Here is a 26,916-nt window from a genome sequence, read left to right as displayed (position 1 = left end):
GAGTGTTTAAGAAAATAACGATTACTTGGTTATGCGTCATATTGGTTCTTAGTGGATTCGGTTCTTTTGGATATGGAGGACAAACAGCAGCGGCGGCAGAAGGCAGGGATTCCCTTCCTTCCGCTACCTACATTACTATCCATAGTTTAAAAGAGCAATTTGGTATCAAGGAAGATTGGATTGAGAAAAAACTAGATCAAGGTTACTCGCTGTACCAGTTGTATAAAGCTTTACAGACAGATCGCACAGGCGGCGAGGCTGCTGAGAAATGGCTAGAAGCACAAGAAATAAGCGAACCAATTCAAATGGAGGGGCTACGCCCTTCCGGTTCATCACAGCAAAACAACTTCTCGATTAATGCTCTTAATGAGGATACTCCAGGTACGGGAACGACCGTGGACGAAACTGGACTTAACCATGTCGATATCCGAGATGACGCATCGCTTTATATGACGTCTTATGGAGCAGAATCCATCTCAACCGCTACAGGGGAAATGATGATTCAGAGTACTGACCTTTCTCTACCTGGTCTCATTCCGTTTGATCTGACACGCGTCTATGACAGCGCTAGAGCGAGTGGACAGCTGGGCGTTGAATATGACGAAACGACACAGACATATTCCAATATGGTTACGCCACGCAAGGAAGAACTCTCTGCTGGATTGGGGCAAGGCTGGCGTTGGGACATTCCTTTCATGGAAAAGCGTGGTGATAATCAATATATTCTGATTCCAGGCGTGGGCTATTACCGCTTAAACTCGAACCTGGAACTGGAAGGTTACGTATGGAATGACTTAACCGTTAAGCGAGATGCGACCGTGACTGTTGATGGCGTATCTAGCAGTTATCGTCTATCCATCCGTAACGGCTATGATTATCTATTTAATGAAGCCGGAGAACTGTTGCAAATTACAGATGGCTACCGCAATAGCGTGAATTTTCACTATACGACATTGAATGGAAACCAAGCCATTGCAAGAATTGAAAACAGTGAAGGTCAGGCGCTGACATTTGCTTATGACAATCTGAAGGTTACTGTACAGCTTGCCGGAACGGATCGGAAAGCAACATACACGCAACGCGAGGACGAAGGCATTCGCATTTTGCGAGAATACACGGATGCTCTCGATCGGACAACGACGTATACGTATTATTATCCGGAATCCAAATTCAACTTTTTACCTGAGTTGCAAAGCAACCAAAATGCTCAAGGTGTGATGCATACAGCGCTGTTATCGCGTATTACAAGCCCTTCATCAGCTATAACGGATTATGCATATATTCCGGCGCTGAAGCAGATTGGCGAAGCTTCCTCCCATTTCGTATTCAAAGTAAGAGAGCGCAAGAGCCAGTTTAGTACAACGGAAGGCGAAGGCGTTCTGGACAAGGTTAACTTTGAATATTCTGGAGAAGACCTGGAAGCATACGGTCAATCCGCCTCATGGACAACGAAATTGAAAGCAGTGAACACTGTAGATACTCGGACGTTCTCTAAAACGTTTAGCGATGCAGCGCATCCAGATTTGGTTCAAGCAGATAAGCACACGTTAACTGGAGATGATGTGACTTATTCCACGGAGTTACAGTACGATAACCAAACGAAGCGAAACCTTCCGACTCAAATGACGGAGTGGGTTAGTGAGGGTGGACGTGCAGGCGAAAAGCTGATAACGACTATCGCTTATGATGCCAACGGCATGGTGACGTCCGAGAAACAAAGCACAGGACAGGAATCCACCTTTGCTTACGAAACTGGCAAAGCTCCATACAACTGGATCAAACCTATTCGTTCGACCAGCAAGATTAATAGTACCTTGGACAGATACACCGAAACAGCATATAACAGCCAAGGTTCCGTTTTGAAAAGCACAACTAAAAATGGATACGGTGGGCAGTTGCTCACTGAATTGGAATTAAAGCTAGATGATAAGGGAAGAGTCATCAACACCACTGCTAAAGGCGGTTATCTGGCTAAAGACAGCGTGGCAACGCTGAGTTATAATGCGAACGCAGGGCATTTAGTCCAATCAAAAACTATCACGGTAACTGATGTGGCTGGCAGAGCAGAGTCCTATGTGGATTCCTATGAGTATAACAGCGCCGGCGAATTGAAAAAAACAATAGATGCTTCAGGAGAAGAAGAAACGTATCAGTATGACCAGACAGGACGAATCCTTCAGGTCACACATGCCGATGGCACGAAAACAACTACCTCATATGACGATATGAATAATGTCATCGCCAATACGACGCCAGATAATATGGTTACCAAAGAACGATACAATCCGTTAGGTCTTTTGGCTGAAGAACAGACGGCTGTGGCTACTTATAAGTATGCATACGATCGTGAGGGCAATGTCACGGCTGTAGAAGACGCGGAAGGTAATGTTACAAGATACGGAATGGATGCATTTGGGCGAACACTTAGAACACAGTATCCAGATGAGACTATAGCAACGAAAGTCTATAATGCTGCGGATCGGACGGTTATCTATGAAGACGCGGCTGGTAACAAGACACGAGAGAAGCAAGATTTATTAGGTCGTGTGACCGTAGTGGAAGAGTATCGTAATGGCACATACGTTCCGTTACAACAAAACGAGTACGATCTCGATGGAAACGTAACTGCATCCACTGATGGTAATAATCAACGAACGACTTATACGTATGATGCCGCAGGGCGAATTGCAACTGCGACAACAGCCAAACAAGAAACAAGTCGCTATTTCTACAGTCATCAAGGCCAAGTGACTCAGGTCGTTTCAGCGAATGGTCAGACAGTTACCAAACAGTATGATGAATTAGGAAGACTGATCAAGCAGACACCACCAATTCTTGATGGCTCTGCAACCAGCTACTACTATGATAAAAGAAGTAATCTGATCAAAAAGCAGGATCGACTTGGAAAAGTAACAGAATATACGTACAATAGTGACGACATGCTCACAAGCATGAAAGCACAGGATACGAGCGTGTCTTATACGTATGATCATGTTGGACGCAGAACATCCATGACCGATGATCATGGCAAGACCACTTATAGTTATCAAGTATCAGATGGTATGTTGAACGGATTAACGTTTCCAGATGGAACACAACTGAATTATGAAAATAATACCCAGCAACGTCTAGGGTATACCCTGACAGATAACAAAGGACAAGCATTGCGCGTTCATGGTGAAGTAGATGCTATGAAGCGAGTAACTTCCATGGATATTACCTCTGGAACAACACCTGTAGATCGTATGACATTCAGTTATGCACCAAACAGCATGTTGGAAAAATTGTCATTTGGTAAAGGTCTTAGTACAAGTTATCAGTTCAGCGGATATGATTTATCAGGAGTTACGGTCTCGCAAGGAACGTCCGCAGTTCAACAGTTTAGTTATGAATACGACGGCAACAAAAATATCACGTCCCGTACACAGAACGGGGAAACTGATCAATATACGTATGATGAACTGAGCCGAATTCAGACAGAAACGGGTACGCAAAAGGAAACATACACATACGATCGCAATGGTAACCGATATAGTACCGGAAGCGGTAAGGTGTACGGCTTAAAGGATGCTCAATATACGTATGACAGCCAGAATCGTTTGATCAAGGCAACAGGTGAAGGCAAAACGGTAACCTACAGCTATAATGGGGATGGATTGCTGTACGAACGTGCGGAAGGCGAGCAACAGACTCGTTATTATTACGATGAGCAAGCCAAACTGATGGCAGAGGCTGTTGTAAATTCTGGAAAAGCAGAACTGACTTACGCCTATATCTATGACTTGTATGGACAACTATGGGCTCGACAAGACAAGAAAACTGGTAAACTGGAATACTACCAGTTGAACGGACATGGAGATGTCGTAGGCCTCGTTGACGATACAGGCAAGGTTCTGAACAGTTATACTTATGATATCTGGGGCGGACCGTTAACGACGGAAGAAACCGTACCGAATATGCTTCGCTATGCAGGGGAGTATTGGGATGATACGGTTGGGCTGCAATATCTGAGAGCACGCTGGTATGATCCAGGCATGGCACGTTTTATTGGTGAGGATACGTATGAAGGGGAAATGACGAATCCACTGAGTCAGAATCTATATACTTATGTAGAAAATAATCCTTTAAAGTATAGTGACCCAGGTGGAAATTTTAAAATAAGAAGTGCCGATTTTCTTGCTTTAAAATCTTTCGGCATAACTGTAGGCGACTACGTGCAAGGAGAAAAAATTGGAAAATATGACTATGACAGAGCTAAAGACAGGAAAGCCTTAACCGCAGCAGAAAGATACGTAGTTGATATATTAAGACATATGGGGAAAGATGTATACTTAAACCCTGCGAAGGTAGATTCAAAACAGTATGACTTCAAAATTAACGGATACCATAAGGTTGAATTAAAAACTGCCAATCCCGAACAAGGGGAATTTAATTTGACCAGTGCTATGAGTGCGATAACATATGGAATTGAAAAACAAGGAGCTTATGTGGCTATATATGATTTAACATACTATAATGTTGAATATGATTTAGAGGATATAATGAATCTAAGCACCAAACTTGCAGAAAGGTATAAAGGAACAACTATTATGTATGCAATTCAAGTTTGGGCAGATGAAGGAATTTACTATTTTGATTGGAAAGCTGGAAACAAAAATTTAATAATTAAGATGTAGGGGGATAGATTGTGGAAAAACAAGAGATATTTATGAAGGGGTATCTAAATAGAGGAATCAAGGTAACTTTTCTTGACAACTTAAATGTAATTGGTATCTACATTAATTATTATTACCTTAATAATGTTATAGTGATTGTACCTGAAGAGGCTCACGATGATACACGATTACTGATTCCGTTGAGTGCAATAAAAACGATAGAGCCTTGGGACCTTGAACACGATTTACTTAAGGATATTTGATGAAATAGATCTGCATTAAATGGCTGGAAAAACTATAGACCACATGTAGTTAAACATCACAAGAGTATTTGATTCAGTAACAACAATTAGTTTGATGATGCCTTTTTTAGTTTTAATGATTAAGCCAGTCCATTAGTGGGCTGGCTCATTTGTCTTAAGTCTTTTGAAAGGCACTATGACGGGGCGAGTGTACCTGGGAATTGAATTCACCTAACCAACTAGGATGATTCAGTAAAGTAACGGCTAAAGAGATTTTTAATTCTCTGGTTCAATTCCTTGAATATACATCAACTTTTTATGTGAGAGAAGATCAAGTGAATTCCATAAACTATAATTTCCTTTCTTCAAGAGATGCTAACAAAGCATTTATATTTCATGTTGTTTTCTACTAGATTACTAGTAAAAGTCCACTTGATTAAAGGATCTTAACAGTAAATGAGAGGACAAGGTGTGTTATGTGTAAAAGTGTAATAACCAAAGTGTTTTTTGATATGTTTCCTGAATTTGAAGTAGCATATCAAGAACACATTTCAGATTATGATGAAGAGCTAGCACATGTTTTTTTGGCGACAATGTACCATTTTAGCAAGAATTGGTGATCATCTAAATATATATATAGAAGCACAAAAATATATGGGTGAACGGAACAAAAACTTTCGGATGAAATTGAATCGTTTATCGGGAGAAAAAAACATTACCAAATAAACTATAATTGTGCAAGGAGACACTCATTTCTATTACTTGAAAAGTTAAAATTTAATATTATAGGAGATCATTTTGAGCCGAAGTTTATCACAGAACAGATTGGAATCGAGCCATCAGGAACCTATATAAAAGGAGAAAAGATTGATGATAGAGATTTGTATCGAAAAGAAGCCTGTTGGTTCTTGGATACGGAGTATCAGGAATTTTTTGATATCAATCAGTAATTGAACCAGATCCTCATTTTTTGAAGCCACATATTGAAAAGTTGAAAACGTGGTAGTGGCGGGCTGTAACTTCTAGCTTGTTCGTGGCAGGATACTCGGCGATGCTCTTTGCAATGTTGCTCTTAGGATCACGTCACAACGGAGAAAAGACGCAGGGGATGTATATCCCTGCGCCTAATCAAGAATCAAATCCGTTTACATCAATCCAGATAAGATAGAAAAGACTCTAAAAAATGCTTTTCTAACTCAAGCTGGGCAGAGCTTTTAGCACTTGTTAACGGATGATTAGCTCGTTCCAAAGCCGCACGAATTAGGGACTTGGCGGAATCTTTGTCTGCAAACACATGGTCCATGCGAATGCGGGCTTCCTTAGCGCCATAACGAAGCATCAGATTGTATTCCATCTCCATATGTCGCGCGAGCAAGGAGGAACCTGCAAGTTTACCATCAGCATCGGTTAAGGGATTGAAGCCACTGTTTTTTTCCTCTGCTTTATTCCATGCTTCCTGGACTTCTTGAGATGCATTTACTCAAATCCGCCTGAGAAAATGTACTAACATAATTGTTAGCAGAAGAGTGAGCTGTCATATTAAATTTAGGTGCGATTGGATTCGTATCCAAAGCTGATGTGCCTTTGGGCTTACTTCCCGTAGTCCTCATGATAGAACCAGGATGGCGAATTCCCCGAATATTCATATAACATCCTTCCTGTTAACGAACATTAATCCAAGCGGTCCACTGTGTTGGGATGTTAATGGAATAGACCGTACCTACAAATTGTCCGCCTGTTGAATTAGGGGATTCATAAACCCAAGAATGGGCAAAAGCATCTATGACACGATCACCGTCCAGATCAATAGCTTCAGACCAGTTGTTTGTCATTGTATTGCCGGCGAGTGTGCCGTAGTGACTGCTGTCATAACCGATCTGGAACGTAATACACTGAATCCAAGCTCCACCATGATCATTGGTCGTGGAGAGCGGATTGTTATTGAAACCGTAAATTTCTTGACCGCCATTAGGAGATACAACACCGTATACATTAATGTGAGATACTTTCGGTGCAGGCGCAAACAGAACTGGACCACCCGCATTATCAGCTTTCTGCGCTTCAAATTCAGCCTTAGCCGCTTTTACAGCTTCACGGAATTCTTTGGAATTAATAATTTCTTCCTTTGTCAACGGTTTGGCTTGAGTCACATCACCATCTGCGTAGGCAGCTACATTAAACGAAAGCACTAGAACAAGTATAAGAGCTAAACTAAACAATTTTCTCATAGCAATAAACTCCACCTTTCTTGTTATGGGTATTCTTTTACAAAAATATTGAAACGACAAATAGACCTGCTTGCAGATTAAAGCCTCTTGCCCTCCTTTCTTATGAAAATGGTTCTTCCCTCTTTTTCTTTACTGAAAACAGAAATAAAGGAGATAGAACTCTACAGGCTAGAAAACTCTATGAAGTAGGAATGTATATGTAAAATGAATGCCTGCCAATGATTATGTGTTGCAGACAAAATGGGAAATTCATGTATAGGCATTAATATCTTAACTACTGGTAGGTTCTTATACCCATCTTGAAAATATAAGATTCAAAATAAATATTTAAATTGTAATATATTCCATTTATACAAACATATAGTACAACCGATCTCCAGTTAAAGTCAAGTTTATTCATTAGTTCTATGAATTGTTAAAGCGTGTTGCTCGTCGCAGTAAAGATGCTACAGTATTCTGTATTCGTCAAATAAAAAGAACCCTCAGGAACATGTATACACCTACATAGAGATCGTATGGGGCTGAAGGACGGATATAAATCATTCTGTGCGTAGATTCATGCAGTGAAATCAGGAGGTTAGGCGGATGTATTGTACTAGTACTTCTGCTAACATAGGTTGATCATATATCAGATGAGCGGTGAAAACGGATGAGTACAATTAAGGTGACTCCTGAGCAACTACATCATGTATCCAATCAGGTAGATCAGTCCAGACAACAGTTGGAGCATATTCGCAGTGAACTGACGAGACAGATCATGTTCGTTCAGATGATGTGGATGGGGGCGACGCAGGAGCGATTCTACTATGAGTTTGAACAGTCGCGCCCTATATTGGATAAAGCACTGGAGAGTATGGTGGGCATCTCCAAGGAACTCAAGGAGATCGCTACGCGATTTGAGAATGTCGATGCTGAAAAGGTGAGTCTTGGAAGTGCTGTTGGCGCTGTGGGTGCGGGAGCAATGATGAAGACCTTGGGTAATGATGCGGGTACGGAGGATAAAGGCTACCGCATGGCGCAAGTCAATGTGTATGGGAAGCTGATGTGGATGCCTGTGAACGAGAATGGTGTTACGGATCAGGCAGCCCTTCAGGCATATAAGAAGGATCAGGGGCATTTGGATTTTAATCGGATGCAAGCTACGGATGCTGAAGCGCCAGGGGAAGATATTTATGCGATGCAGATCAAAGCCTTTGAAAATGGAATTCATCCCTTCACAGGCGAGCCTGTATCCGATAAGTATGCTCAGATGATGTTGACTTCTCTGAAGTTCAGTCAGCTATTTATGGCATTTCAGATGGTTCGCGGGAGTATGCCGGGTGGCAAAGGACCTTTTCGGCTACCTTCTTCCCATCCAGCTGTGGCGAAGATTAAAAAGAATTTGGAACTTAATGAAGCGAGGAAAGCGAGCAATATTAAGGGGACGGGTGATGTTTCAGGGATTAAGAGTGCAAAAGAGGTTGAGATTATTAATAAAAGGGGAGAATCTCTTGGTGAATTTGATGAAATTGACTTGAAAAAAGGCGTCTTCTATGAAGATAAGTCTGCTCAAGGTCTTCATAAATTTAATCCTAAAACAGGACTACCTGCACAAACACCGCAAGAATTCGCGGACAAACAAATATTTACCAAAACGCGAAATCGGATTTTTGCTCTAGAGAACGCCACATCGACAAGAACAACTGTGAATGGGTCGCAGGAAATACCGGCACTTCAAGAAATAAAAGGCATTAAAGAGTTTGTTTTTAGACTAGACGGTGATACACCTAAATTGAGGCAAGCTGTTAACAAAAGCATTAATAAACTAAAAGAAGAGTTTCCTGACTACAAATTTAGTGCTACTTTTGGAGGTGAATAAGTGCATGTCAATCAGTGCTGTAATATATGAACCGCAAAATGATTTTGAACAGAGTTTCTTTGTTCCCATTGCTACAGAATCGTTTTTTAAAGAATGTTGGCAACCTGCGATTGAAGCACTAGGGTTACAATGGACAGACCTTTTTTCATCAGGTGTTGATGTAGAGGAGGAAGATGTACCATCAATTATTAAGGAACTAACTCAAATCAAAGATTGGGCGGTAAAAAACTTAACTAAGGAAAAAAGGGATAAAATGTTCGAAAGAATAACAATTCTTCAAAATAAATTGCCCCTAGCATTTCAGCGCAAAGATGCTGTTGTTTTTATAGGATAAATAGGTTATTAGTTATGTTACAGTTTGAGGGGACTACCTAGTGCAGAGTGAATCCATCATTCAATCAATAACATAAGATTTGTATAAAGACTTCGTCAATTGAGTTGTACGCAGGAAAAGGCTTTGGGTTTATCCCTAATTAATGTTATTCTGTTACATCAAACAGGTCGATTATGGTTAGATATCACTATGATTGATCTGTTTTTTTTTGTTACCTTGGTTTTTCTGCGTTTTTTAAGAAATGACTTGGACACAACTGTTTGGAGAATACCACAACTACTAATATTGTCAGGACTTAAATGAGCATTTGCCAACGGGAAGTCATGTTATAGACAGCCAACTGGCCGCTAATTAAGCCCGAAAATCACGTTAGCTTATTCATGTATCAAGAGATTGGAGATATCAACATGATTAAGTATAGATATACCATCGAATATAAAGAAGATTTCAACGAAGTTATTCTTAACTTAGGCATTGATTCATCTTTAAAGAATGGTTATCTGATTAGTAATTCTTTGGGATCAGATATATTTGGAGATTTAGCCGCGATACAGGAAGAAATCGGAAACTTAATCAAATTACTGAAAAGGAAAATAACGTTATACGAAGGTGGGGGGAATGTGAACTTAATTAAATCTGATAAGTGTTTTACAACTTTTGAAGATATCTTTGCAGAAGAAGATGAAGAGAACAGTACATGTGAAATTGAAACGTTACAATATATAAAGATACTATTGTTATGGGCAAAAGAGAACTTTCAGTATAAAAGCCAGCGAGGTGTTATCTTGAAAGAAGAAGCAGAATTAGCATTAGACTGGATAAACAAAAAATATATTGAGGTCAGTGAGGTTGAGCGTATCAACAATTTGAATTAAATGAATTGTATGAACAATAGATTTGTAATATTTTGCGAAAAAGTGAAACTACTCATTGCTCAAAAGGTACTGTAGTCCTCTGAAAATAAGGCAAAAATTCATTCCATGGGTTTATGCCAATATGTCTCAGTATATGTTAACATTTGGCGGTGATACATATGAGAATTACGGTGCATCCGGATGAACTGGCTGAGAAGGCAAGATTGATTCAAGCTCAAAAGATGGAGCTTGAACGTATGGTGCATGAGTTGGAAAAGTCAATCTATATCGTTCAATCTGAATGGTCAGGCGTAACAAGAGAACTTTTTTTCTATGAATTTATTCAAATGAAAGAAATCTTCCCTACTACATTTAGAAAAGCTGAAAAATATTTATGAGGAACTGAATTTTGTTGCCCACCATTTTAGAACGGTAGATGGAAAGAGAGAACTCGTACTTGATGTGCCCACGCAATTGGAACCAAGCTTTACTAAGGGTATGGTGGACAAGTCCATTGGGGATGCAGTGACGGGATTGGGCCAGATGGCAGACAGTGTTCTGTATGATCCGTTTGGTACGCTTCCCCGTTTCGTCTATGATATGACATTGGGAAAAGTAGTCGATGCGGGACGTGGCATTGCATTTGCCTGGGATATGGCTTGGGGAACCGGAACTGCACGCTCAGATGTGGATCAGTTTGTTGAGCAACAGAAACTACAGATGGCGCAAGATGCTACCGGCTATTATACCGGTTCTGTCCTTGGTCAAGCGTTTTCCTATCTTTTGTTTGGTCGAGCATTTCGTTCATTAGAGAATAAGCACAGCGATCATGGAGGAGCGGGAACGGGGAAAATAGAGCAGCGGAAGAATCAAGAAACAGCAAAATTCGAATTGACTGAACCTGGTTCATCATCTGGAGGGGCACCCAAGGAAAATACGGAAGCCCGGACCCCAATGATCCACGCCCGATTGAGCTTCAAAACACTGCTGCTGATGTGCTTGCTAACAAAGGGTATAATGTGGAAATGCTGCCTGAAGTTAAAGGTGGGAACGGATACGGCATTAAGTCAGCGTCGAATCCTGATTTCTTGATTAATGGACAAGCATTCGACTGTTTTTCTCCTAAGGAAAATACTTCTGCCAGAAATATTTGGAGTACGGTGAAGAACAAATCAGAGACTCAAGCAGAACGGATCGTCATTAATCTAAATGACCACAAGGGATCTATTGAAGACTTAAAACAGCAGTTTAACGAATATAAGGTGGACACATTGAAAGAAGTACTAATCATCAAAGAAGGAAAAATTTCAAGATTAGTTCCATAAGAAGAGGAGGCTAACTATGTTTTATACATTTTATTGGTCCGTAAACATGAATATTGAACAGTTGAAGCAATTAATAATCGAGACGTTAAGTGAAGGGGAAAGCGTTGAAAATTCAAATCACCGATTAGAGCTGTCCACCTCTGGTTTTAATCTTAGTTTAAAAGAAGGCGGAGATGGCGTCAGATTCAAAAGTGAAGACTACGGAATCGATTTTAAGTTCGAATTATGGTTTGACATCTAGAGTTATCATACAGAATGGGCTAAGGAATTAATAAAGTTTATAGGTGCTTTGCTAAAACGAGCAGGTGGCGAATGTGTACTAGAGTCCAACGGTGATACACCTATTTTGCTAAGGCGAGAACAACAAATCACTGTAGATGACAAAAAACTATCTGGCTCTGCAAAATTTCCATTTGCTGATCTTAACATAGAGTATGAAGAAGGGGATTTAGAACATCCACAGTAATACGCTTGCTATGTGAAAATCACTAGAGGTATATTACGGAATGATCAGATAGTCGTTAAATGGTTAGACGCTTATAATTGGAGGTGGTCGTTTTGATCTGGGTAGAGTCCTGCGAATTTCCGTCATCGATCTCGTTGGTGATTTGCCCAGAAAGGGCAGTTCACTTCGATAGACGATGGTCAGTTCAATTAGAATCCGACTCAGAATTCCTACCGCGTCTCACTAAACGGCAGACTCAACGAGCAGGGAATGTATTGCAATCCGAAGATTGCGATTTCGTTGTGGAGTGGAAGTAGGCCGACCTTGGGACGATTGGGAGTATGTATTTACGCGATGAGGTAAGTTATGGAATATGGGAATTGAATAGAATGATGGAGATCCCGGTGATGCGCTGCTTAAGGTAGAAGAGTCGCTGGGGTTTTGTTGTAAAGTATAACTTAGCAAAGAAGAAAACTTGAATGCTATCTTGAAATTGTTATTTAGATTTTAAAAATGTACGTTCGAGACAAATACTTGCCAATCGTTATTCTTGTGCTTTCCTATAATTACCTAGTACTATAGTGTTAGGACAATGTTACGTGAATGATGTTAGAGGGTCTCAGACTGATGATTGAGCAACGGCATTTAATGAAATTAGTGAATAACTCTGTTGCTTCTTCGCTACATCGAATGGGGTAAAGAGACTGCGATTTTATATAAAAATGCTGGAATGATAAGCGTGTCAGCAATGCGAAGTTCTCATGCTTCGGGGATTCCGCGAGTACTCTTGCCCGCAGAGGCTTCATGTCAAATAGCTCTATCAGTCTAGAAAACGTAAATTGAGTAAGGAGTATAGTGAAGTTTTCAAAAGAAATAGACAGTTAGATAAACCTTTCATTAGCGATGTAGTAATAAAACGAAAAGAGGTGAAAATAAATGGAAAACGACAAAATTAATGAAGATTATCTGGAGTTAATTGAGAATCGTTTCTATTATTCGCTTGAGGTACTTCGAGGAAACTATTTTTTTCTTAAAAATGATATCGGGTTAATAATGATTGCAAAAATAGTATATTATAAGCTTAAATCACAGCTTGATGATAATTCGGCTTGGCATGAAATATTAAGAACTAACGAAATGTATTCAAGCGGGGGATGTGATAGAGAAGAATACATGAATAGAATTCTTCATATTATTAATTTTGAAGAATCTAGAGATATATTTTTTTCAAACAGACATAGTAGCTCAGTTTTGCGCGAATTTATTTATAATATTGATTTTAACTTATTTGATAATATGTATTTCACACAAAAAGTTGCAGCAGAAATATTCTATAAGTTCAACTCTAAGTTGTTTTCAAACAAATACAATACTTTTTTTTCAGGATTCGAAAATGAAGAGTTGTTTTCGACAATAATTCAAAAAATAATAACAATTAATAAGAAAGAGATTATATATGATCCTTTTATTGGTGCTGGAGGACTTCTTTATAAAGTATTATCGGATTCAAATCCAAATGAAGTTATGATTGAAGGCCAAGATATTAATGCACTTTCACTTGAAATATGTAGACTTCAATTTGATCTATTTGGGACTAAAAAATTTTTTTTGAAACATGAGGATTCCTTAATGAAATCCGATATGACGTTCCGGAAATATGACAAGATTGTCACTCAGTTACCTAAAATAAATTTACATTTAACTAGGTCGTTGAGGTCAGAATATTCTTCTTATGATTACTTACTTAGTTTGGTATTGTCTCAACTTAATCCCCAAGGGCAGGCATATATTATTGTTCCTAGCACTTTTCTTTTTAGTGAGTCAAAAGAACAGAAAATTCGTGAGCAGCTAATTAATCAAGATTTAATTGAGACAGTAATTGAATTTTCTGGAAATGGACTTCGGAGAAATACAGTTAATTTCGCTATATTAATAATTAATAAAAAAAAGGAGTACTTTAAAAAAAATAAAATTCAGGTTATAGAATTTCATAAAAAAGATTATGATGAACTATCTTACTCAATAGAAAAATATGAAGAAGGTTACAATAGTAGAATAATTGACTATGATAGAATTTCAAAAAGGAATTTTAATTTGAGATTTAATTCATTTGATCCAATATTCGATGAAGTTAAGTTAATGTTACATTATAGAACTGGACAAAAATTGTGTGATATTGTAGAAGTTGTTAAACCTATGAATATCAATAGAAACCTTGAAGTGGAATCTGGGATTCCAGTAGTGAGAATCAGTAATTTAAATAGAAATTTGGATGAGATGTATTTAGATCTTAACAGTAGAGAAGGTCCAGATTATAATATTGAATTTGTAAAATACAAAAACCTTCTAAAACAGAAAGCATTAATTTTATGTATTCAAGGTAAAGATCTTAGGCCAACAATATTTGATCCACAGTATACGAAGTATAATGAAGTTGTATTGACCAATCATTGTGTGGCTTTGATTATTAAAGAAAAATTTCAAGATTCATTTTCAATAGAAGATCTATACTTCAATTTTTATAATCCTAACGTAATAAGACAAGTTGAAGCATTTAAAAGAGGAGGAATTATACAAAGAATTCCTTATAAAGATCTTTTAGATGTTGTGATACCTAAGCCTGAATACGAAAAACAAAATCAAATTACTAAATATCAAGAGCAACCATTAAGAGAGTTAGAAAAATACAAAAAAATGTATGAGGAAACACTAATTAACTTGGAACAAGAAAGGATAGCAGCAGAGAATAAAGTTGTAAATATGTTGATTCACAATGTTAGTAAACATGTATCGGTCGTAGGTCATGATATTTTAAAGTTAGAAAGGTTTCTGTATGAGCAAAATTTACAAAATTCTGTTTATGCGGAAGCTGAGACACAGCTTCATAATAATTCTCCAGAAGTTAGGAATGGCTTAAGAGAAAGAACAGAATTGATTAGGATAGGAGATATTATTAATATTACCAAAGAGAGATTGGAGTTGATAGAAAAAACTTTCTCAGATACTCAAAAATCAATAAACTTAAGTTTAGAAGATAAGGATTTTGAAAATATCGAGATAAAATCACTTTTAGAAGAAATAAAGAAAGATAGGGGGGTAAATCAACCAATACCATATTTATTGGAGGTGACAGGAGAAGAAGTTGAATTATATATAAATAAGCAAAGTTTTAAAGAAATGATTCATTTGTTAATTAACAATGCCGAAGAACATGCTTTTAAAAGCGAAGTGGGAATAGAAAGATATAGAATAGAATTTAAAGTTATTAAATTAAGTGAAGGTATTATTATAGAGTATTACAACAATGGTTCAAAATTTGAATTAAGTAAAGAGGAGTTTATCTTAGCAGGAAGAAGGAGTACAGATAGTAAAGGGAGTGGACTTGGAGGCGCTTATTTAAATAGAGTAATCACATCTCATAATGGGAATTTTGAAATAGGGTATTCGGATCAAGGGGTAAAGTTTATATTTAAATTCAAGGGAATGGGGAAGTAATAATATGCCGATTTATGTACTATTAGTAGATGACGATATACAGTATGCAAAATCTTTGCAATCATTTTCCAAAAATGAAGGAATTGAAATGTATCATGTCAGATCATTAGATGAAATGAAAACATTTTTGCCGAAAATTCACAGTGGTCTAACTGCGATTATTCTAGATATTAAAGGTCTAATCAATCTCAATGATAAATTTGACGATGAAAATTTTCTGGCATCGGCAATTACTTTTTTAGATAAAGAATATAATACAAAGCCTAGAATTGTATTAACTGGTGATGTTGAAGGTTATAAATATGTTAAGAGATATAGAAAGAATGAGAAGGTTTATAGGAAAGGTAACGAATCGGAAAAAGAAATGTTTATTTTAATAAAAGAGATTCATGAAAATTTAGATGAAATTCAGATTATAAAAAAGTATGAGGACGTTTTTGATGTGTTTGATAAACAACTATTGCCCTTATCTCGAAAGGCCGAACTCGTTGAACTAGTTAAAAATATGGAGAAAACTGATTTAATAACAATAAAGAATTCTTTAGGCAGGATACGTGATATACAAGAAGAAATACTGTCTAAAATTAATGCTTTAAATAAAACATATCTTCCTGATCAATATGCGTTTAACCAACGCGGCGAAATATCTTTTACGAGCTCGCATAGGTATTTACGAAATAATTCATATAGGAATGGCATTGAATTTCCAAAGTATGTTAGTGAAATTGCAATATCTACATATAAAGTTTCTTGTGAGTATGGTGTACATACTACAAATATTAGTGTAGCTTCTTCATTAAAGCCATCTCAGTATACCGTTATAAATGCTTTATTCGCACTATTTGATTTTATTAAATGGTTTAAAACAATTTTTACATAAGTGGTTGATTTTATGGATTACTCTGCTGAAAATGAAGGTGATTTAGACCTGAAACTGTACTTTGCAGTTTTTATTCTTTTTTCTTTCGTTTGAAATCTAATTAGATCTTAGCGGATTTCCCGCTAAATCCCCATCTCACCTTATCCCTTGAGTTACAATCTTTCTGAGGTGACCTTACCATGAAAGATAATATGTCAAACCTGATCGAGGATTTGTTTCACGGAAACCTGCGGTTAGATGAGTCAATTCATCCTGAGCAAGAAGAGTATCAGGAGATCAATCGCCAGATAGCGGACCTTATGCAAGACTACAGAACACAGCTTACCGTGAACGAGTACGATGCCTTGGAGCAACTGATAGACTTGATCGGACAATCCACGTCCATGTATGTGGAAGCGGCATTTGAGCAAGGTTTTCGCACAGGCGGCAGACTGATGATTGAGGTTCTAGCCAAACCTTGAATATCTATCAACCTAGAAGCCAGCGAGTAGACAATACACAGCAATTCAAAAATCCCCTCTCCATTACCACCGATTAGGCTGGCATGGAGGAGGGGATTTTGCTTTTTATTATTTTTTTATCTCAATAACTACCACCTACCGTGCACCAATATTCGTACCCGAAGGTGTACCCGACCCAATCAGATCACTACCACCCGCAAGCTTCAGGAAATTACCCAAGACAGGTGTTCCGTCCGCGCTACGTGTTACTGAAGGCACGAGGGAGACAAAGTCGGCTGCGCTGGCGAGCAGGCCCTTGGCGTTCTCGCTTTTTTTGTTCTTCCACCAGACGTTGGTGCTGCTGACGTCGGTTCCGCTGATTTTGTCGCTGGCGCCGCCTTGGAAGGACAGGTTGTTGGTGAAGATGTGGGTGCCTACATCAAAGGCAAAGTTGCTTTGCCCGTTGTTCCAGGAGGAGTTGTTTTTCATCTGGATCGAGCCGGGATTGCTGTTGTAGGTGAAGCCATGCTTTTTATTATTAAAAGCAATATTGTTCTCAACGATATGATTCACCGCAATCTTCTCGCCGCCAAGCTTGAAGCCGTTGCCATCACTGTTGGAGGTAGATGTTCCGTCTGAAGTTGCGCCGTTGGCGTAGGCAATACTATTGCGGATCGTGACCGCGCCGATGGCGCCTGTGTCCGTTTTGCTATACAGATCCCAGCCATCGTCCACATTATAGGCGGCAATGCAGCCGTCGAAGACGTTGCCCGGGCCAACGGTCAGTTTAGCGGCAAAACCGTCTGCATCCTCACCGTCATCCGGGTCATAGTTGTTGTGGGAGTAAGAACGAATGACTTCATTATATGCAGGCCATTCACTCTTGGCGGCAGTGGAAGCATAACGTCCCATTTGAATCCCCGTATCCCGATTGTGATGGGCCTCGATCTGCTCCAGGCGGTTGTAGCTGCCTCCGATGAAGATTCCATTGTCGCCTGCACCCTTCACCTCAAGACCTTTGACGAACCAGTAGTCTCCGAACATTTGCAGTCCACGATTGGTGGAAGCGAAGGCTTGAGCGGAGAAATCAAAGACTGGTTTTTCCGATCCATACGCCACCAGATTTTTACGTTGTGAGGAGGTACCGCTGTTACCACGTTCAATGGTAATGGTCTGCGAGAAGCTGTAAGTTCCGCCGCGCAGATAGATCGTTTTGCCCGGGGCGATCTGGGTCAATGCGTTAGCCAGAGATGTAGGACTATTTATGGTTCCTGGATTGCTGGCTGAGCCGCTAGGGGAGACATAGAGATCACCCGCAGCAAGTGTCGCACTTGAGGTAGCCACGGCTTCTGATGGATTATTCTGCAAGCTGCTCTCGATTACATCCGCCGCGCTAACCGATCCACCACCAATTAATAAAAGAGGGAATGCGGCACTCAGACAGATCTGGGCCATTTTTGATTTGAGGGAGCGCTCCTTCAGAGAATGTACAGATCGTGCAGATACATGAGTAGATGTGGATGGGAATAATTTCATTAATAGACCTCCTTGGTTAATGGAAAATAGAATGCGTGAGCTGTTGCGGTATGCCGGACAGATGCATCGATGAAGTAGATCATTGCGATGGAATGAATACTCTCTGTACAGCATAGTTTTATGGTAAATGTTGTAAACGTTATCTTCAATAATCATTTGATCAGATGGGTCTAGACATAGGCAGGTTAGGCGTAGTCGCTCCCATTGCTTGGGGTTTCACAGGTTACATGTAATCCTGACATTGGCTGGTAGCCCTGATTTAACGATGAATCATCTGAAATGAACCTAGAGATGCACGCTTTTACAACCCTCAAGGCACGAGACTCACCCTCAATCCACCCAAATGAACTTCGCATTTTCAAAAAAAGAGCCGCACGCATCCAATAGGGGAGCGTAATCATAATCTGTGCCCTCTATCGAAATGATGGGGCAATCAACGCATAACAAAAAGCCCCATAGCGGCTGCCAGAGGCAACGAGGCTATTGGGGCGATGTTCGAAGTGGCATTATCTGATCATTGTAGGCACTGTCCTTCATGGCAAGACTCATCGAATCAAGCGATGTGCTCTATTAAACCAACGCGGGGAATTATCGATCCGAACAATCTCATGCATTATAAGCAGTGCATAGACCAGAGTTCTACAATGCTGTCCATTTTAATATCCGTCCGTCTCACGACCGCGCTTCTTCGCTTGCTCGACACTTGGTTCATTTTTCGGCTGGACTGTCGCACTATCATCGGTAGGCACTGACGCCAGTCCTTCCGCTACACGACGACCGTAATCGGCATCCGCTTGGGTAAAATGAGAGATCATGCGCTCCCGGATATCCGGTTTGCATTGGGCCAGAGCATCGACCATGTTGCTGATCAGCTCATCCCGCTCCCAATCCTCGAATGCCCGGTACGTATCCCCGGCCTGTCCAAAATCATTCGTACGTTCGATCTTCTCACGCACTAACCTGCCTTCCACCAACGGTTCATGTTCCGGACCACGTGGTGTAGCTTCTTTTAACCCACCAAGGGAGGAAGGCTCGTAGTTCACATGCGGATTCTGCCCCGGTGCACGATCCACCTGATACTGCATCTGTCCGCCGCTCTGATTGGTCGCAACACGGTTCTTCGGCGCATTCACAGGCAGTTGCAGGTAGTTCGCACCGACCCGGTGACGCTGGGTATCCGAATAGGAGAAGGTGCGTCCTTGCAGCAGCTTGTCATCCGAGAAATCCAGCCCATCCACCAATACACCTGTGCCAAATGCCGCTTGCTCCACTTCATTGAAATAATCCTCGGGATTACGGTTCAACGTCATTTTTCCAACGGGTAGAAAAGGAAACTGATCCTGCGGCCACAACTTGGTTGGGTCCAGCGGGTCAAAGTCCAGCTCCGGGTGCTCGCCATCTTCCATCACCTGTACGCACAGCTCCCATTCGGGATAGTCGCCTTGTTCAATGGCATGATACAGATCAAGCGTCGCATGGTTGAAATTCTGCCCCTGAATCTCGCTCGCATCTTTTTGCAGCAGGTTACGTATGCCTTGATTCAGCGGTTCCCAGTGGTATTTGATGAGCACGCCTGTGCCTTCCTCATTGACCCATTTGTATGTATTGACACCTGACCCTTGCATCTGACGGTAATTGGCCGGAATACCCCAAGGGGAGAAGAGGAACGTCACCATATGGGTTGCTTCGGGACTGAGTGAGACAAAATCGAAAAACCGCTCCATATCCTGTGCGTTGGTCAACGGGTCGGGTTTGAAGGCATGTACCATATCCGGGAACTTGAGCGGATCACGAATGAAAAAGATTTTCAGGTTGTTACCGACGAGATCCCAGTTGCCATCTTCCGTATAAAATTTCACGGCAAAGCCACGCGGGTCCCGCAGCGTCTCGGGAGAATGCCCACCGTGAATAACCGTTGAGAATCGAACGAATACGGGGGTTTCTTTTCCTTTTTCCTGAAACAGACGTGCCCGTGTATACTTCGATACCGGTTCATTCCCGGCCGTTCCATACGCTTCAAATACGCCATGAGCACCAGCACCCCGGGCATGCACAACCCGTTCCGGGATGCGTTCGCGGTCGAAGTGAGTGATCTTTTCGAGAAAATGATAGTTCTCCAGTGTTGTTGGTCCGCGACTGCCCACAGTTCGTACGTTCTGATTGTCCGTGATGGGGTGACCCTGTCGGTCCGTTAAAGTCTCGCTTGATTGGTCTGAGGAATGCTCGGATTGTGAAGAATGGTTATCCATGGAGTGGAACGCCACCTTTCCTTAAGTTGGATTCCTGTATATATTTTCCCTGTGGGCAGGTTCTATACATCGTGGCAACCAACGAACATCAAAGCTACCTTTTGAAAAACCTAACCAACTGCCCTTCGAGCTCTCTCGTAAAAAAAGCTTGTCACCCGCCTCGCTGCGTGAGATAATTAACTTTTGTCCAGCGGCCTTTTTGGTACGGGAAAATGAAATAGGACCGCTTTGTCTAAGAATGGAGGCTGACCAAGGATTGTCTACACAACGTTATCCTTTTGCATATGATCCGGCTGAACCTTTTGTATCCCGTCTGGGAGAGTGGGTTGCCGATGTTTTTTACGATATTTTGCCTGAGTTCGGCTTCGAGGTACGGGATGAACAGATTTTTATGGCGTACCAGCTCGAACGGGCCTATGGAGATAAAAAGACCATTATGGCGGAAGCCGGAGTAGGAACAGGCAAGACGTTAGTCTATCTGCTCTACGCGGTCTGTTATGCACGTTATACGGGCAAACCGGCGGTGATCGCCTGTGCCGATGAGTCCTTGATTGAACAGCTTGTGAAGCCTGGCGGAGATATTGCAAAGCTGGCTGCACATCTGGATCTGGAAGTGGACGCACGTCTGGGCAAGTCCCCAGACCAATACGTCTGTCTGAACAAATTAAGTGCGGTGCGATTCGCCGATGAGGATGCGCCTGTTATTGAAGAAGTGCACGAGAGCCTGCCGGATTTTGTGAACACGCCGGGTACGCTTCAGGCTTTCCATCCGTATGGTGACCGCAAACAGTATCCACATCTGAACGATCGTCAGTGGAACAAAATCAACTGGGACCCGTTCCAGGATTGTTTTGTTTGTCCAAAAAGACAACGCTGCGGCCTGACGCTATCGCGTGACCATTACCGTCGTTCCAAAGACATCATCATCTGTTCCCATGATTACTACATGGAGCATGTCTGGACCTATGATGCACGCAAACGCGAGGGACAACTGCCCCTGCTGCCTGATCACAGCTCGGTTGTATTTGATGAAGGACATTTGCTGGAAGAAGCAGCCCTGAACGCACTGAGTTACAAGCTGAAACACCGTATTTTCGAGGAACTCGTGACTCGCCTGCTTGAAGGAGAGATTCGTGAATCCCTCGCGGAGCGTGTGGATGAAGCCATTGAGAGCAGTGAACGCCTGTTTGCGTTGCTCGATACGTATACGGTGGCGATTCCCGGATCGGAACGGAAAGAAGTTCGGGTAGAAGCACCACTTCTGCGTGAGATTGAACGTCTGACGAGTGTGCTGGATGCCATTGGCGAAGAATTGGTATTTGAAAGTGGATTGTTCTCGCTGGATGGGTACCAGATGCGTGTCGTCGAAGAACATTTGGACATGATTCAGTCTGCACTTGCGTTATTCCGTAAGGAAGACGGCTATATCTGCTGGGCGGAAGAGAGTGAAGACGAGACGACATTATCGATCATGCCGCGTACCGTGAAGGAAATGCTGAATGAGCGTGTGTTCAACACAGGTATTCCAATCGTGTTCTCCTCTGCAACGTTATCTGTGGATAGTTCATTCCGTTATGTGGCGGACAGCCTGGGCATTGATGATTTTGTATCCTTCTCTGTAGCTTCCCCGTATGATTATGCGGACAAAATGAAGATGAAGATTACCGATGAAGCTATACCAGGCCATCCCGAAAATGAAAATCGCATGCGCGATGCGGTGTCCATGCTTCAGGAGAGTGGAGGACGTGCACTCATCCTGTTCCGTACGATGGAGGAATTGCGTGCGTTCAAGCAGGATATCGTTCATGTGCCTGAAGCAGAAGGTTTGCGCTTTATGTATGAGGGTGACCGGGAGATCAGCGATCTGATCGCGGCGTTCCAGCAGGATGAGGAGAGTGTGCTGTGCTCCGTTAATCTGTGGGAAGGGCTGGACGTTCCAGGACCGTCATTATCCAACGTGATGATCTGGTCGCTCCCGTATCCGCCACAGGACCCTGTCTTCAATGCAAAACGCAGTGCGTCGGCTGCACCATACGAAGAGATCGATCTTCCGTATATGCTCCTGCGTGTGAAGCAAGGTCTTGGACGTCTGATCCGGACAAGCACGGATTCCGGTTCTGCGGTCATTCTCGATGAATCGCTGTATACCAAAAAGGAAGCCAAAGACCGCATTGCGGCTCTGCTTCCCGAAGGTGTGGAATGGACAACCCTGACATACTAACCAGCTTACGTTAGATGTTCTTGCTTTGTTTTTGATGATAAAGTTTCTTACCAAAATAAGTTCTTGTTCTCTGCGGATTCATCATCCGTATGTGAGCAAGAGCTTATTTTTTATTTTGATGGTTTCTCCAATGTACTTTTATTCCCTTTTTTTCGAGGGATTTTCCCTCGCTCCCAATCGCTCCAACATTCTAACGAATCTACCGCACCTTATTAGAGTGATAATGAAGAGATGTAAATTCTAACGAATCTCAGTATCGTTATCCCGCCGAAAATAGCTTTTAAGCCTGTAAATCGACTGAATTCGGAGTAATAACGTCGCTATGATTCGTTACATGTCAGACCTGCGCAAATAGGAGCGAATAGCGTGTGTCAGGTTCATTTAGAACCAATGACCAATGAATGCTCATAAGGGAGGGCCTCTGTCAAGCTTATAACTTATGGGCTCATGGCTTGTGGGACATGGGAGCCCCTTTTTGATGTGTACAGATGTTAGCTGTGTTAAAAAATACCCATGCTCAGATACCGTTCCCCGGTATCCGGCGCAATGCAGAGCACCCGGTGCCCCGGCCCCAGTTTCTTCGCAATACGAAGGGAGGCCCACACCGAAGCGCCAGAGGAAGGGCCGAGCAACAGCCCTTCCCGGGCAGCAAGCTGCCGCATCGTATCCAGTGCGTCCTCATCGGACACCTGGATGATGGCATCCCACACGTCGGTATTCAGGATGTCCGGAATGAACCCCGGACTTGTACCGACGAGCTTGTGTGGTCCGGGTTCGCCACCGGACAACACCGGAGAACCTTTGGGCTCCACCGCATAGATGCGAATACCGGGTAACTGCTTGCGCAGTTCTTCCCCAGTGCCCGTAATGGTTCCGCCGGTTCCCGCGGTAGCGATGAAAGCATCCAGCTTGCCATCCATCTGCTGCATAATCTCGGGCGCCGTCGTGATTCGGTGAATGTCCGGGTTCGCCTGATTCTCGAATTGCTGCGGAATGAAACTTCCCGGAATGTCTGCCTGAAGTTCTTTCGCTTTGCGAATCGCGCCAGGCATCCGCTCCGCAGCGGGAGTGAGCACCACATCTGCGCCGTAGGCTTTCAGGATATTGATGCGCTCCTTGGACATATTGTCAGGCATGATCAAAATGGCTTTATATCCTTTGGCGGCGGCATTCATCGCAAGACCAATCCCGGTATTGCCGCTGGTTGGTTCAATAATGGTAGCACCAGGGAGCAAGTGTCCCGCAAGTTCAGCCTGAACAATCAGATTATAGGCGGCACGGTCTTTGACGCTGCCGCTTGGGTTGAAATATTCCAGTTTCACATATACGTCAGCGGAGTTGCTGTCTGTGAGTCTGTTCAGTTTAACGGCAGGTGTCTGGCCGATCAGTTCTGTTACATCTGCGGCAATGCCTGTATGTGCGGGTGTTCGTTTAATCGAATGTGTATTCAAATCCATGAAGTACAGCTCCTTGATTGATAAGACGTTGAGAGTATATCCAGCTGAAATCAATTCATGCCTTATTGGAATGGTTGGATATCTCTATTCCATCTTAATGAACACAGCTAGCGATGGTCAACCCGTTCATTTGTCAAACCTGTTGTGTCAGATCCATCTGCAGATGTTGACTCAGCTCTTTTTTGACCTCATTGCGTGCAAATGTCCAGAGCATATAGAACCGTTGCATGTATCCCCTGCACAAATAAACGGTTTCAATGCCATCCTTTCCCCGCGTTTCCTCCAGAACTTTTACTCCACGGGTTCTCATCTGTTTGCGCAGTCCTAGCATCTCCTTAAGTACTTCATTCTGAATGCGGGTGAGCGACAGGATATAGACCTCAGGCATTTTCAGAAGCAGCGTATCCAGAGTTCGAATATCCCGTTCCAGTACATCCAGCAAAAGCGTACGCACAACCATCCCTTTGATCAGACGATGATCTTCATCCGCAGGAGTTGGGGCTGAAGTGGAAGAGGAGGCCATATGTTCACTTCCTTAGCCTTTAATTGGAATTTTATATTTACAGAACATGTGTTCCTATATTATAATCAATATATGTAATGGAGATACACAATACAACCGAGAAATATTGGAAGCACATATTACCTCATTTTTCTAAAGGTACAGATAGTGGATGAAGCTAGGGATTTAAGGACAAGCCTGCTCCAAAATAAGGTATAATTTATGGGTTTTGCAGGAAACCTAAGGCCATAAACCAAATAAGCCTTATGCAATGTAGTCTGCTACAGAAGTAATTACAAGCAATGAATTGCGATCATGATTCAAGGATGCTTTGTCTTAACACCAGGGCACTAGGTCAACGAGTAGAAGCAGTTTTATTTTAGCGAAAATGAGCAACAAAAAAGCCCCTGCCTTGGGCGGCGGGGCTTATGGAATACTGCCGATTCAGCGGCAGGTTTGATGATGTGTTCAGAAATTAAGCAAGATATTGAGGCTTTTCGTAGAACGCCTCTTTTTCAAGGATGACCTTATAAGGTCTTTCCTTGCCCTTCAGGGAGGGCCCAATGGTAGTTAGCGGTACGGCCGGCTTGTGGAAACGATCTTCTTCCTTGGGTTCCGGAACCGGTCGTGATGATTCGGGCGCAGAACTGAGGCGTACCTTTTTTTCGCTGCCCCAGCGCTTGCTTATTTTTTTCGTTTCCGGTTTCATTCCGGTTCGCCTCCTAACAAATCGTTGATGGCGTTGAACAGTTGACGATTCTGTAGGTCAATCTGCTGAAATACCGCCTCATCCGCTTCAATATGTCCAATAATGTGAACGGTGATTACATACCTCTTGGCTACAGGATAGCATAGCAGATACTCTTTCTCAAGGTAATCATCATACAGGTTAATCTTGATTTTATTCTCCCGGTAAGAATCAATCACCAGGATGCGCTTGGGATCATCCGGTTGTTTGTCGTCATTAGCGGACAAGTCATACTTTCTCCCCGGTTCTCCAACATTACCACATAATTGCTCAATATAACCACTGTCATCTGTACGGTATATGGCTGTGCCACGTACAGCGAATGGAGGATGAGAGACAAAGGCAGTACGCAGGGCATCGCTCATTCGCTCCAGCATCTTGGCATCTGCTTTGCGGGTACGCAGCAATTCCCTAAAGAACCGCAGCAACTTAAGCAGTTGTAACCTTGCTTCTCCCTCAGTGCGTTTATGCTTCTCAATGATGTCCTCCAATTCTGGATCACTCCAGCGTCCTTGTTCCTCAATACTGTCTGCGATTTTGGAACATGCCACGGACACGGCTGGTGCCCACTTTCCGTCAGAACGGATTTCATATACGAGTGGATTTAACCCCAGCAGATCTGTGGGCATACGCAATCCTTCGACCTTGGTTGTGTCCTTGATGTCTGTAATATCCTCAGGAAGAATGAAAAAAATACGTTTTCGTCCCAGACGACCCATAAACAAACCCATTTCCAGCATTGTATTATCCCGGACCGACGCGTAGTACTTCCCGCGAATTTTGGATATATCATCCGGATGAAAAATAAAAATGGCAAAGTCAGTCGTACGGACCTCTACTTCCAGATCGTCCATGGTATAGCTGCTTGGATTAAAAACCCCGGAATACCAAGGGGTAACTTCGGCTGAAAAACGTAAGTTTTCGTGTACTGCGGCTGCAATCGGCTTTGCTTCCAGCGAGCAACCAATAAAGACTCTTGGCTTTAACGTTTTCATCAATCCGCCTCGCTTAAACGGTAGTGGGATTCAATTGTTATATTATACCATAAACAGCAGAGTAAGTCTGGAAACGTCTGAACTGGACAAAGAATAAGCCGATTACGTTTGCTATAGTGTATGTATGAAAGGAAAATGATTCCTTTAAAAAGCGCAAGAAAATAAAAAAAGGCTCCAATTTGTCACAGTTGGGTGACTGACAGTTATTTTTGGAAGCTTTGGTCATAGAATAAAGGAGCAGGTTGCACCATTAGCAAGCATTGCTTATCCTGGTGTTGCCGTATGACTGCTGGAGCAGTCCAAAGGCTGCTTTATGCCTGTTTTTGAGGGGTCCGCTGTTTAGACCCGGTCACGTTGGTGTTATATAATAGAAGAACAAGCAAGTTAGCTTTGGTGTTTAAACTGAATGAACTTGCAACTGCTGTAAGTTGGATTTACAATTTACACAGGAA

General features: G+C 42.0%; 22 protein-coding genes. 14 read left to right on the top strand and 8 right to left on the bottom strand.

From position 1 onward, the window contains the following. The first annotated feature begins 2 nt into the window (after window positions 1–2). The 3 genes from J2X75_RS25170 to J2X75_RS30400 all read left to right on the top strand — a co-directional run bounded on the left by J2X75_RS25170 (window position 3) and on the right by J2X75_RS30400 (window position 5,847). Complete coding sequence (locus J2X75_RS25170) at window positions 3–4,676, top strand: RHS repeat-associated core domain-containing protein (RefSeq protein ID WP_310341346.1); 4,674 nt, start codon at window positions 3–5, stop codon at window positions 4,674–4,676. Window positions 4,677–4,687: 11 nt separating this feature from the next. Beyond that, complete coding sequence (locus tag J2X75_RS25165; protein ID WP_310341344.1) at window positions 4,688–4,918, top strand: hypothetical protein; 231 nt, start codon at window positions 4,688–4,690, stop codon at window positions 4,916–4,918. A gap of 665 nt (window positions 4,919–5,583) precedes the next feature. Beyond that, on the top strand, window positions 5,584–5,847 hold the full coding sequence (locus J2X75_RS30400; RefSeq protein ID WP_397384267.1) for a DUF4279 domain-containing protein: 264 nt from the start codon (window positions 5,584–5,586) through the stop codon (window positions 5,845–5,847). 200 nt (window positions 5,848–6,047) lie between these two features. Here the strand turns inward: J2X75_RS30400 and J2X75_RS25160 are convergent, their stop codons facing one another. Continuing rightward, complete coding sequence (locus J2X75_RS25160; protein ID WP_310341342.1) at window positions 6,048–6,272, bottom strand: hypothetical protein; 225 nt, start codon at window positions 6,270–6,272, stop codon at window positions 6,048–6,050. 286 nt (window positions 6,273–6,558) lie between these two features. After that, on the bottom strand, window positions 6,559–7,125 hold the full coding sequence (locus J2X75_RS25155) for a DUF4879 domain-containing protein (RefSeq protein WP_310341340.1): 567 nt from the start codon (window positions 7,123–7,125) through the stop codon (window positions 6,559–6,561). Window positions 7,126–7,774: 649 nt separating this feature from the next. Here J2X75_RS25155 and J2X75_RS25150 point away from each other — a divergent pair. From J2X75_RS25150 to J2X75_RS25105, 10 genes are all read left to right on the top strand, one after another. Then, window positions 7,775–8,983: a WXG100 family type VII secretion target gene (locus tag J2X75_RS25150; RefSeq protein ID WP_310341335.1), complete on the top strand. Its 1,209-nt coding sequence runs from the start codon at window positions 7,775–7,777 to the stop codon at window positions 8,981–8,983. Between the two features lie 4 nt (window positions 8,984–8,987). Next, on the top strand, window positions 8,988–9,317 hold the full coding sequence (locus tag J2X75_RS25145; protein ID WP_310341332.1) for a hypothetical protein: 330 nt from the start codon (window positions 8,988–8,990) through the stop codon (window positions 9,315–9,317). 407 nt (window positions 9,318–9,724) lie between these two features. Beyond that, window positions 9,725–10,192 (top strand): hypothetical protein, encoded by a 468-nt coding sequence (locus J2X75_RS25140; protein WP_310341329.1) that lies wholly within the window; start codon window positions 9,725–9,727, stop codon window positions 10,190–10,192. Window positions 10,193–10,350: 158 nt separating this feature from the next. Beyond that, the gene (locus J2X75_RS25135) at window positions 10,351–10,569 is read left to right on the top strand and encodes a WXG100 family type VII secretion target (RefSeq protein WP_310341326.1); all 219 of its coding nucleotides are present in this window, start codon (window positions 10,351–10,353) and stop codon (window positions 10,567–10,569) included. Window positions 10,570–10,633: 64 nt separating this feature from the next. Further along, window positions 10,634–11,263: a hypothetical protein gene (locus tag J2X75_RS25130; protein ID WP_310341323.1), complete on the top strand. Its 630-nt coding sequence runs from the start codon at window positions 10,634–10,636 to the stop codon at window positions 11,261–11,263. Beyond that, on the top strand, window positions 11,197–11,496 hold the full coding sequence (locus tag J2X75_RS25125; RefSeq protein ID WP_310341321.1) for a CdiA C-terminal domain-containing protein: 300 nt from the start codon (window positions 11,197–11,199) through the stop codon (window positions 11,494–11,496). Before J2X75_RS25130 ends, J2X75_RS25125 begins: the two co-directional genes overlap by 67 nt. A gap of 16 nt (window positions 11,497–11,512) precedes the next feature. Further along, the gene (locus tag J2X75_RS25120; RefSeq protein ID WP_310341319.1) at window positions 11,513–11,737 is read left to right on the top strand and encodes a hypothetical protein; all 225 of its coding nucleotides are present in this window, start codon (window positions 11,513–11,515) and stop codon (window positions 11,735–11,737) included. Between the two features lie 1,140 nt (window positions 11,738–12,877). Continuing rightward, window positions 12,878–15,436 carry an N-6 DNA methylase gene (locus J2X75_RS25115; RefSeq protein ID WP_310341317.1) on the top strand — a complete coding sequence of 853 codons (2,559 nt, stop codon included), beginning with the start codon at window positions 12,878–12,880 and terminating at the stop codon, window positions 15,434–15,436. A 4-nt stretch (window positions 15,437–15,440) separates the two neighbouring features. Continuing rightward, on the top strand, window positions 15,441–16,316 hold the full coding sequence (locus J2X75_RS25110; RefSeq protein ID WP_310341315.1) for a hypothetical protein: 876 nt from the start codon (window positions 15,441–15,443) through the stop codon (window positions 16,314–16,316). Window positions 16,317–16,495: 179 nt separating this feature from the next. After that, on the top strand, window positions 16,496–16,777 hold the full coding sequence (locus J2X75_RS25105; RefSeq protein ID WP_310341313.1) for a DUF6809 family protein: 282 nt from the start codon (window positions 16,496–16,498) through the stop codon (window positions 16,775–16,777). Between the two features lie 135 nt (window positions 16,778–16,912). On the opposite strand, the gene J2X75_RS25100 is transcribed toward J2X75_RS25105, so the two are convergent. After that, complete coding sequence (locus J2X75_RS25100; protein WP_310341311.1) at window positions 16,913–18,292, bottom strand: right-handed parallel beta-helix repeat-containing protein; 1,380 nt, start codon at window positions 18,290–18,292, stop codon at window positions 16,913–16,915. Window positions 18,293–18,948: 656 nt separating this feature from the next. Next, entirely contained in the window at window positions 18,949–20,541 is a 1,593-nt protein-coding gene (locus tag J2X75_RS25095) for a catalase (protein ID WP_310341309.1), read from the bottom strand. A 256-nt stretch (window positions 20,542–20,797) separates the two neighbouring features. Between J2X75_RS25095 and J2X75_RS25090 the strand changes: the two genes are divergently transcribed. After that, window positions 20,798–22,762: an ATP-dependent DNA helicase gene (locus tag J2X75_RS25090; RefSeq protein ID WP_310341307.1), complete on the top strand. Its 1,965-nt coding sequence runs from the start codon at window positions 20,798–20,800 to the stop codon at window positions 22,760–22,762. Between the two features lie 500 nt (window positions 22,763–23,262). Here J2X75_RS25090 and cysK read toward each other — a convergent pair whose 3' ends face one another. The 4 genes from cysK to J2X75_RS25070 all read right to left on the bottom strand — a co-directional run bounded on the left by cysK (window position 23,263) and on the right by J2X75_RS25070 (window position 26,464). After that, window positions 23,263–24,219: a cysteine synthase A gene (gene cysK, locus J2X75_RS25085; protein WP_310341305.1), complete on the bottom strand. Its 957-nt coding sequence runs from the start codon at window positions 24,217–24,219 to the stop codon at window positions 23,263–23,265. Between the two features lie 133 nt (window positions 24,220–24,352). Further along, on the bottom strand, window positions 24,353–24,742 hold the full coding sequence (locus J2X75_RS25080; RefSeq protein ID WP_310341302.1) for a YhjD family protein: 390 nt from the start codon (window positions 24,740–24,742) through the stop codon (window positions 24,353–24,355). Window positions 24,743–25,196: 454 nt separating this feature from the next. Beyond that, a complete protein-coding gene (locus tag J2X75_RS25075; protein ID WP_017687536.1) occupies window positions 25,197–25,430 on the bottom strand; it encodes a hypothetical protein in 234 nt (77 codons plus the stop codon). Continuing rightward, on the bottom strand, window positions 25,427–26,464 hold the full coding sequence (locus J2X75_RS25070) for a nucleotide-binding protein (RefSeq protein ID WP_310341297.1): 1,038 nt from the start codon (window positions 26,462–26,464) through the stop codon (window positions 25,427–25,429). The genes J2X75_RS25075 and J2X75_RS25070 overlap by 4 nt, the downstream gene beginning before the upstream one ends. Window positions 26,465–26,916: the final 452 nt, after the last annotated feature.

The sequence above is a fragment of the Paenibacillus sp. 2003 genome (assembly GCF_031455635.1).
Taxonomy (GTDB): domain Bacteria; phylum Bacillota; class Bacilli; order Paenibacillales; family Paenibacillaceae; genus Paenibacillus; species Paenibacillus amylolyticus_B.
The sequence above is the reverse complement of the archived record's forward strand: the minus strand, read 5'-3'. Positions and strand labels throughout refer to the sequence as shown.

Excerpts from the sequence above, each read along its gene's own strand:
- J2X75_RS25070 (WP_310341297.1), bottom strand. The coding sequence starts at position 26,464 with ATGAAAACGTTAAAGCCAAGAGTCTTTATTGGTTGCTCGCTGGAAGCA.
- J2X75_RS25150 (WP_310341335.1), top strand. The coding sequence starts at position 7,775 with ATGAGTACAATTAAGGTGACTCCTGAGCAACTACATCATGTATCCAAT.
- J2X75_RS25155 (WP_310341340.1), bottom strand. The coding sequence starts at position 7,125 with ATGAGAAAATTGTTTAGTTTAGCTCTTATACTTGTTCTAGTGCTTTCG.
- J2X75_RS25100 (WP_310341311.1), bottom strand. The coding sequence starts at position 18,292 with ATGAAATTATTCCCATCCACATCTACTCATGTATCTGCACGATCTGTA.
- J2X75_RS25110 (WP_310341315.1), top strand. The coding sequence starts at position 15,441 with ATGCCGATTTATGTACTATTAGTAGATGACGATATACAGTATGCAAAA.
- J2X75_RS25140 (WP_310341329.1), top strand. The coding sequence starts at position 9,725 with ATGATTAAGTATAGATATACCATCGAATATAAAGAAGATTTCAACGAA.
- J2X75_RS25115 (WP_310341317.1), top strand. The coding sequence starts at position 12,878 with ATGGAAAACGACAAAATTAATGAAGATTATCTGGAGTTAATTGAGAAT.
- J2X75_RS25125 (WP_310341321.1), top strand. The coding sequence starts at position 11,197 with ATGCTGCCTGAAGTTAAAGGTGGGAACGGATACGGCATTAAGTCAGCG.
- J2X75_RS25075 (WP_017687536.1), bottom strand. The coding sequence starts at position 25,430 with ATGAAACCGGAAACGAAAAAAATAAGCAAGCGCTGGGGCAGCGAAAAA.
- cysK (WP_310341305.1), bottom strand. The coding sequence starts at position 24,219 with ATGGATTTGAATACACATTCGATTAAACGAACACCCGCACATACAGGC.
- J2X75_RS25135 (WP_310341326.1), top strand. The coding sequence starts at position 10,351 with ATGAGAATTACGGTGCATCCGGATGAACTGGCTGAGAAGGCAAGATTG.
- J2X75_RS25145 (WP_310341332.1), top strand. The coding sequence starts at position 8,988 with ATGTCAATCAGTGCTGTAATATATGAACCGCAAAATGATTTTGAACAG.
- J2X75_RS25080 (WP_310341302.1), bottom strand. The coding sequence starts at position 24,742 with ATGGCCTCCTCTTCCACTTCAGCCCCAACTCCTGCGGATGAAGATCAT.
- J2X75_RS25120 (WP_310341319.1), top strand. The coding sequence starts at position 11,513 with ATGTTTTATACATTTTATTGGTCCGTAAACATGAATATTGAACAGTTG.
- J2X75_RS25095 (WP_310341309.1), bottom strand. The coding sequence starts at position 20,541 with ATGGATAACCATTCTTCACAATCCGAGCATTCCTCAGACCAATCAAGC.
- J2X75_RS25105 (WP_310341313.1), top strand. The coding sequence starts at position 16,496 with ATGAAAGATAATATGTCAAACCTGATCGAGGATTTGTTTCACGGAAAC.